Genomic DNA, 7220 nt, shown 5'->3' with positions numbered 1-7220 from the left:
TCCTCTTTTTGTTGTAAATTAGCAATAGCTTGCTCTACTGTCAGTGAAGGTGTCTCTTTCGTTTCAGATAAAGTAAATTCAGAGGTTATATTGTCCATCTTTATACCTCCAGAGGACTCCCGTTATAGCGAAGCTTAACGGTGAGGGGAAGGTCGTTCAACAAATAAACTGAGCGAAGCGAATCCTTATTTTTAGTAAGCATAATTGTACCCGTCAAGGGAGTGAATATGTGTCAAATACTTAGGGTGAACATCAAACTTTTTATAGGGTAACTGAAGGACAAAACTAGGACGAAATCTAATAGCAATTCTGCCTACATATTGACCAGCAAATTTACCTTTAGGAATTGATGCCGATACCAAGTCTCCTGTTTGAAATCCTTGAAAGAACTTAGCTTTGGGAGCATGACTTTTAGGAAAACCAAACTTATTAGGACGGCATCTCTGTCTTGTTCCGTGACCTGTTGCTTTAATTAACAAAGGTTGATTAGTCTTGAAAACTAAATTATCAGGTACTTTTCCCACACAAGCAGCATCTTGCCAGTGGGATTTAGGAACTTTTAACCGTTTCCGATTAAACTTAGTTAACCCACCACTTCCCGTTTCTACTGGTAATCCTAATTCTTTGAGGGAATTAAACAGTTTCCAACGAGTAGAATTAACAGCAGCAGCATCTTTCAGTGGTGTTTTTGCCTGTTTTAAAATACGGTTAGCCAAGTCAGATTTACACTTTAAGAAATCCTTAATATCTTGATTTCCCTTGGCTTGATTGCAATCATGACAAGCTAGAGTTAGGTTAGAAACCCTGTCACTCCCCCCTTGACTTCTGGGATGAATATGGTCAACTTCAAAAGGTTGGTTCGTCGCTTTACAATACTGACAAGTTCGATTAAATTTAGTTAACAAATATTCTCGAACTTCCCAATCGTAAAGGGTTCCATGTTGATATTCAACACCCCGAATCTCTGGGTTTTCCTGTTCTTGGTGCGCGTTCCCTTGCGCCGTCTCACGGCGCGGGGTCGCATCCGCTTTCTGTAAGTCGAATTTGACTAACTCAATTGATAAAGAGTCAACAGGACAGTATCTAATTAATCTTTTGACCCAAGTTAATGTTGTATCAACTCGATGTTGAAGGCTTGGAGGTAGCCAACCTTCAGTACGTTTTCGATTAAGAAATCTTGGTTGACGATAACGAGTTTTACGTCCTCGCCTTCCTCTTCTTAACTGTCGTCTTGAGGTTAAAGCATCTTTGATCTGTTGACCTCGATGTTGTAATTCGGCTGCCCAAATAACTTGGTTTTCCTGCACTAAAGCAATCCCTGTAAATTTAGAGCCTGGATCTAGTTTTAATTTAATGTTCTTCGCTTTTTCCTTTACTGCCTCGTTGAGAATAATAGTGAAAGGATAGCGTCTAAAAACAGCCGCTTGATCTTGTTTTAATAACCGCCTTGCCTGCCCAGGATGAACAGGATTTAACGGCTTTTTTGTTGAATCTAGAACAAATACAAAGTTTTGCATTTTAATCTCCCGTTAGGGGTAATTGTTTGCCTCGTTCTGGTTATCTAATCTTGCTCTTGTTTAACTCACTTCTTTAACCCGTTTAGAGATGTTTAAAGTTAAACAACAGAGCTTAAAGCTGGCACGCACTCTAAGGTGTTATGAATTAGATAACGGCTCCTAGAATTTCTAGGGAACTGGTCACGTTATGGACTCTTTCAAGCCCCCGTTATACCGCCTTAGCGGTTAGCGGTGGGTTCGTGACAAGAATTATAATAAGCCTTCGAGTTTACGGCGAATTTGCTCCAGTTCCTCTGAGGACATTTGGGAGTCGCTTGTTTGGGTTTCTTTTTGGGACATTTCTTCTTCTCCCCAGGTGATCTCTTCTACATTTTGTTCGGGAGGAATGGCTAACTCTCCTGCGGCGATCACTTGCCAGTCATAGTCGGCCTGTTTACAAAATTCTTCGATTTCTTCGGAGTCAAAGGGTTCTACCGTTGGGGTGGGGAAGTCTTGGGCTTCGAGTAGCAACGCATAACGGGTGGCATCGTCTTCTGACTCAAACATCAAGATTTTATTGCGATCGCCCATCTGCACGGTATGAATTCCCTCATTGTCGGTGCGGGCGTTAAAAAGTAGAACATACACTTTACTCATAACTGCGCTTTCTCCTCTTTATGGTGTGACAGCTTGGCTGATAAATTCACCGATACATTCAGGTCTTTATTGGTTAGAATCTTTAGTGAACGGATTAGGCAAAACTCAGCTTATCAACTAAACGTTAATACTGGGAGTTCATTTTAGCAAGGGTTTTTGTAAAGTGATTGTTATCAGCCTGAAGTTTCTCAATTTCTTCGTAACTAATAATACTTTGACCGAAAAATCAGGGGTGCAGGTTCCCCGCCCGTCTTGATGCAGTCGCTCCTTGATGGGAACCACCAAGACCGCGCTGCATCGCTTTACGGCGCACAGTCCAATATTTTTGTGTCATAATAACATTACGCCAATAAATATAGCGTCAAATGATAGTTTACGAGTTTAAGGTTAAAGGAAAAATCAAGCAGTATCAAGCCATCGACGAAGCCATCAGAACATCCCAATTTGTTCGCAATAAGTGCTTGCGTTATTGGATGGATGGTCAGAAGGTTAATCGTGCTGAACTTTATCGGTACAATACTAAACTGCGTTCTGAGTTTTCCTTTGTTCAAGCTCTAAATTCTCATGCTTGCCAAGCTTCTGTAGAAAGATGTTGGTCATCTATTGCTAGATTTTTTGACAACTGTAAGAAAAAAGTCCCTGGTAAAAAGGGGTATCCATGCTTTAAGAAAAATACTCGTTCAGTTGAGTATAAAACCAGTGGATGGAAACTTTTAGACCCGAAACATATTGAGTTTACTGATAAAAAAGGCATCGGAAAACTCAAGTTAGTTGGGACTTATGATTTAGCTTTTTACCCACAAAATAAAATTAAACGGGTAAGGTTAGTTCGTAAAGCAGACGGTTACTACTGTCAATTTTGTCTCTCTGTTGATATCAAAGAAGAATTACATCCAACTCATAAAACCATTGGTTTAGACGTTGGTTTAAAGGAATTCTATACTGATTCAATGGGACAAACTGAACCCAACCCTAGATTTTATCGTCAAGGAGAAAAACGATTAAAGTTTTATCAACGGCGTGTTTCTCGCAAAAAGAAAGGCTCAACCAACCGTAAAAAAGCCATTAATAAACTTGGTCGTAAACACCTCAAAATAAGTAGGCAACGTGAAGAACACGCTAAGAGACTAGCGCGTTGCGTAATCCAATCTAACGATTTGGTAGCATACGAAGATTTGAGAATTAAAAACTTAGTTCAAAACCATTGTTTAGCTAAGTCTATTAATGATGCAGGTTGGTATCAATTTAGAAAATGGTTAGAGTATTTTGGGCAAAAAATGGGCAGAATAACTGTTGCGGTTAACCCTGCTTATACAAGCCAAAATTGTTCTAATTGTGGGGCTGTTGTTAAAAAATCCTTATCGACAAGAACTCATGTTTGTGCTTGTGGATGTCAATTAGATCGGGATAAAAATGCAGCCATTAATATTCTTAATCGAGCCTTGGGTACGACAGGTCATGTCGGAACCTGGATCTTAGATCCGAACGCTTCAGGAGATTTGTCCTCTACTTTTGTTGGAGCAATCCTGCATCAGCAAGACGAGTCGTTGATTGAAGAATCCACTCGCCTTTAGCCAGTGGGTGCGACGTGAAAAGTCGCACTTGATGAGTAGAGAGCCGTCTCTCTCTAGGGTACTTCTCCCTAGTCCTCATGTAAACGACTTGAAAAAGTCTGGTCACAATGAAAGTAAGTAATGAACCCATTGGAATGCAGACCACAAAAGCCACCAAACTAACAGCCTGAAACTGGTGAGGATGGCAAGAGGAAGAAAAGGAAGGGTTAACGATAAGTGAATGACTAATCCAACTTCGTGATTGAAGAAGAGGTGAAATAAGGCTGAAACACCTTAACCAAAAGGTACATAGCTAGTTGTTAGAAATCCACTGGTCTAACAAAGAAGTCAAAAAGCTATCGGAGCATGAGTCAAACCCTAACCTTCTCGCAGGTCATCAAGAGCGAAACACGGTAAACCCAATAGACTCTCTCTTGAAGTCGAAACAGGGGAGTAAGCTAAGAGTAATCAAAGCCAAATGTCTAGGGGGTAAAGGAAGTCAGAGAAAGCGAAAGTCTCTATGTAATGTAGGGAATAAGGGTTGAGGGGATATCCCGACATCACACCGCCTGAAAAATGGTAGCCCACTTCTGACAGGTCTTAAACGATAAAAAACGATTCAAGGAAACTGAAAGGAGATTGAAAGATGGAAACCACCCTGGTTATCGGAGACTCCCGACAACTTAACGACTGGTCACAGATTGACTGGAAATCAGTCGTCAAGAACGTTAAGAATCTAAGGAAACGGATATATCGTGCTACACAGAACGGTCAGTGGAATAAGGTAAGGAGCCTTACGAAGCTGATGTTAAGAAGCTTCGACAATTTAATATTGTCAGTGCGAAAAGTTACCCAACTGAACCAAGGAAAACGAACAGCAGGTGTAGATAAGGAGGTGGCATCAACACCTGAACAACGGGTAAAACTCGTCCGAGAAATGGGAGAACACACCTTGTGGAAAGTTAAACCGACTAAAAGGGTGTATATTCCCAAATCAAACGGTAAACAAAGACCACTAGGTATCCCTACCATCAAGGATAGAATAGCACAAGCTGTTGTTAAGAATGCTCTTGAACCTATATGGGAAGCCAAATTTGAACCCAATAGCTACGGATTCAGAATCGGAAGAAGTTGTCACGATGCCATTGAACAATGTTTCAATCGATTAACAGGTGGAAAAGACACCTGGATACTAGATGCAGACATTACTGGATTTTTCGACAATATCACTCATGAAACAATCCTAGAATCTATTGGAAAATTTCCTGCCAGAAACCTCATTAAATTATGGTTAAAAGCAGGATACCTAGATAAAGGAAAATTTCATGAAACCAAAAGCGGAACGCCACAAGGAGGCATCATTAGCCCCCTCTTGGCAAACATCGGTCTTCACGGACTTGAAAAGTTCATAAAACAATTTAAGAAAGAAAAGAACCGAGACAAATATGGATTCATCCGATATGCAGATGATTTCATTGTAACCGCAAAAAGTAAAGAGGATATAGAGGAAATCCAACAAAAAAATCGAACAATGGTTATCAACAAGGGGACTAAAACTAAACAGAGAAAAAACCAAAACTGTTCACATCAGTGAAGGAATTAATTTCCTTGGGTTCAATCTCAAACAATACAATGGCAAACTCCTAATCAAACCACAAAAAGAGAAAGTCCTAAACCTTCTTAAGGAAATCAGGGAATGGCTCAAACAAAACAAAACGGTAGAACAAAAGATAGTCATTGAACAGTTAAACCCTAAACTTCGAGGCTTTGGAAACTATTACCGTCACGCCATCAGCAAAGACACATTTAGATACATCAACTCTGAAACGTGGAAGGCACTCTGGCAATGGGCAAAAAGAAGACATCCCAATAAGGGCAAAAGATGGATTGCTAACCGATACTTTAAGATTAGAGGCAAAGGATGGGAATTTGCTTGCAATGTCCAAGACAGAAGAGGCAAAACCAAAGAAATTGGCTTATTTAACATAGCCAAGATACCCATCGAACGCCACATCAAGGTAAAAGGAACGGCATCTCCAGATAATCCCCAACTAACGGACTACTGGACAAAAAGAGCCACCAAAGGTGGGAAGACCATCTGGGATAAAGGGTCAAAATATTATCAAATAGCCCAGAATCAAAGATGGAAATGTCCTATCTGTGGGGAACATCTTAATAATGGTGAAACTATCGAAACACACCACATAGTACCAGTGGCAGAAGGTGGTTTGGATGATATCGACAATCTCCAACACCTACACAAAGCCTGTCATAAAGCGGTACATAGTGGTAAACGAACTGTGAAGGCAAAGGCTTGAGCCGTATGATGCGAAAAGTGTCAAGTACGGTTCTTAGGGGAGGGAGATACGGTGACGTATGCTCTCTTACCCGCCAGTGTCAACTATTAATCATCGGGACCCCTTTGATAGAATGATCATGGCTCAAGCTGAAATAGAAAATCTAGTTACTGTAGCGCAACAGTTATAAGCATATTTAATACTGGCTTTTTTGTGTATAATATGGATAAATTTACACAATAAACACATTTAATAGAATCATGCGAACTAATATTGACCTTGATGATCACTTAGTCGAAGAAGCGTTTAAATTAACAAATTTGCGGACTAAGAAAGATTTAGTCAATTTTGCCCTTAAAGAACTGATTAGAAACCATAAAAAGCGTAATTTACTAGATTTAAGCGGTAAAATTCAGTTTTATGACAATTACGATTACAAATCAACACGAGACAATCAAAATGTTTCTGATTGATACTTCTGTGTGGATTATGATTTTTCGAGATAAGACGGGAAATAGTCGTCAAACATTAGAATCTATTATCAAAGATGACAATATTTTCCTGACTCGTTTTACCCAAATGGAATTATTGCAAGGGTGTCGAGATGAGAGAGAATGGAGGTTATTAGAGACTTATCTCGAAGATCAAGATTATATTGAGGTAAATTATTCTACTTGGGTCGCTGCTGCTCGTATTTACTACGATTTACAACGACAAGGATTAACTGTTAGGAGTAGTATTGATTGTTGCATTGCTCAATTAACCATTGATGCACAACTCACCTTAATTCATAATGATCGAGATTTTGAGATGATTCAAAGAGTGCGTTCATTTCAGGGGATTCGCTTTCAACCCTAGTGCTAGAGTTTTCAGACTATTACTATTGCGCAACAGTTATTAGCAGTTTAAAAATGCGATCGCTTCATATAAATTTTGTTGTCAAACCAATCTTATCTTTGAGAAGAGGCAGGAGGCAGGAGGCAGGAAGTTTTTCTAGTTTTCAGCTATCAATATGTAATTAAGATCACAGCGATGAGAGCAATTAACTAATACTATAATCATAAAACTCTTTTTATATGAAGATGAAGTCTAGTATAATCATTTCTGCTCCTCATATTGTTGTTCCTCAAAATTATTGGAAACCCTTATTAGGAGAGATTTTACGGGATGCTGATTTAATTACAGAAGCACAACTACAAACTGTTTTAAGGGATCAA

7 protein-coding genes are annotated in these 7220 nt (G+C 39.5%); 5 read left to right on the top strand and 2 right to left on the bottom strand.

Annotation, left to right across the window (positions count from 1 at the left end; translation table 11 throughout):
- Positions 1–191 precede the first annotated feature (191 nt).
- Entirely contained in the window at positions 192–1517 is a 1326-nt protein-coding gene (iscB, locus tag QNJ66_RS25025; RefSeq protein ID WP_300511381.1) for an RNA-guided endonuclease IscB, read from the bottom strand.
- Positions 1518–1766: 249 nt separating this feature from the next.
- Positions 1767–2153, bottom strand: a complete 387-nt coding sequence (locus QNJ66_RS25020) for a DUF3110 domain-containing protein (protein WP_300511380.1) — start codon at positions 2151–2153, stop codon at positions 1767–1769.
- A gap of 365 nt (positions 2154–2518) precedes the next feature.
- Here QNJ66_RS25020 and QNJ66_RS25015 point away from each other — a divergent pair, with 365 nt between their 5' ends.
- The 5 genes from QNJ66_RS25015 (at position 2519) to QNJ66_RS24995 (ending at position 6861) form a co-directional block, all read left to right on the top strand.
- Positions 2519–3727 carry a transposase gene (locus QNJ66_RS25015; protein ID WP_300511379.1) on the top strand — a complete coding sequence of 403 codons (1209 nt, stop codon included), beginning with the start codon at positions 2519–2521 and terminating at the stop codon, positions 3725–3727.
- A gap of 625 nt (positions 3728–4352) precedes the next feature.
- Positions 4353–5300, top strand: coding sequence for a reverse transcriptase domain-containing protein (locus QNJ66_RS25010; protein WP_300511378.1), 948 nt, complete (start codon positions 4353–4355; stop codon positions 5298–5300).
- A complete protein-coding gene (locus QNJ66_RS25005) occupies positions 5230–6024 on the top strand; it encodes a group II intron maturase-specific domain-containing protein (protein WP_366146323.1) in 795 nt (264 codons plus the stop codon). Before QNJ66_RS25010 ends, QNJ66_RS25005 begins: the two co-directional genes overlap by 71 nt.
- A gap of 239 nt (positions 6025–6263) precedes the next feature.
- On the top strand, positions 6264–6476 hold the full coding sequence (locus QNJ66_RS25000) for a type II toxin-antitoxin system VapB family antitoxin (RefSeq protein ID WP_300511377.1): 213 nt from the start codon (positions 6264–6266) through the stop codon (positions 6474–6476).
- Positions 6424–6861 carry a PIN domain nuclease gene (locus QNJ66_RS24995; protein WP_300511376.1) on the top strand — a complete coding sequence of 146 codons (438 nt, stop codon included), beginning with the start codon at positions 6424–6426 and terminating at the stop codon, positions 6859–6861. The genes QNJ66_RS25000 and QNJ66_RS24995 overlap by 53 nt, the downstream gene beginning before the upstream one ends.
- The last annotated feature ends 359 nt before the right edge of the window (positions 6862–7220 follow it).

Origin of the sequence: Crocosphaera sp., assembly GCF_030064895.1 — a bacterium.
In the GTDB taxonomy this organism is placed as follows: domain Bacteria; phylum Cyanobacteriota; class Cyanobacteriia; order Cyanobacteriales; family Microcystaceae; genus Crocosphaera.
The sequence above is the reverse complement of the archived record's forward strand: the minus strand, read 5'-3'. Positions and strand labels throughout refer to the sequence as shown.

Excerpts from the sequence above, each read along its gene's own strand:
- iscB (WP_300511381.1), bottom strand. The coding sequence starts at position 1,517 with ATGCAAAACTTTGTATTTGTTCTAGATTCAACAAAAAAGCCGTTAAAT.
- QNJ66_RS25020 (WP_300511380.1), bottom strand. The coding sequence starts at position 2,153 with ATGAGTAAAGTGTATGTTCTACTTTTTAACGCCCGCACCGACAATGAG.
- QNJ66_RS25015 (WP_300511379.1), top strand. The coding sequence starts at position 2,519 with ATGATAGTTTACGAGTTTAAGGTTAAAGGAAAAATCAAGCAGTATCAA.
- QNJ66_RS25010 (WP_300511378.1), top strand. The coding sequence starts at position 4,353 with ATGGAAACCACCCTGGTTATCGGAGACTCCCGACAACTTAACGACTGG.
- QNJ66_RS25000 (WP_300511377.1), top strand. The coding sequence starts at position 6,264 with ATGCGAACTAATATTGACCTTGATGATCACTTAGTCGAAGAAGCGTTT.
- QNJ66_RS24995 (WP_300511376.1), top strand. The coding sequence starts at position 6,424 with ATGACAATTACGATTACAAATCAACACGAGACAATCAAAATGTTTCTG.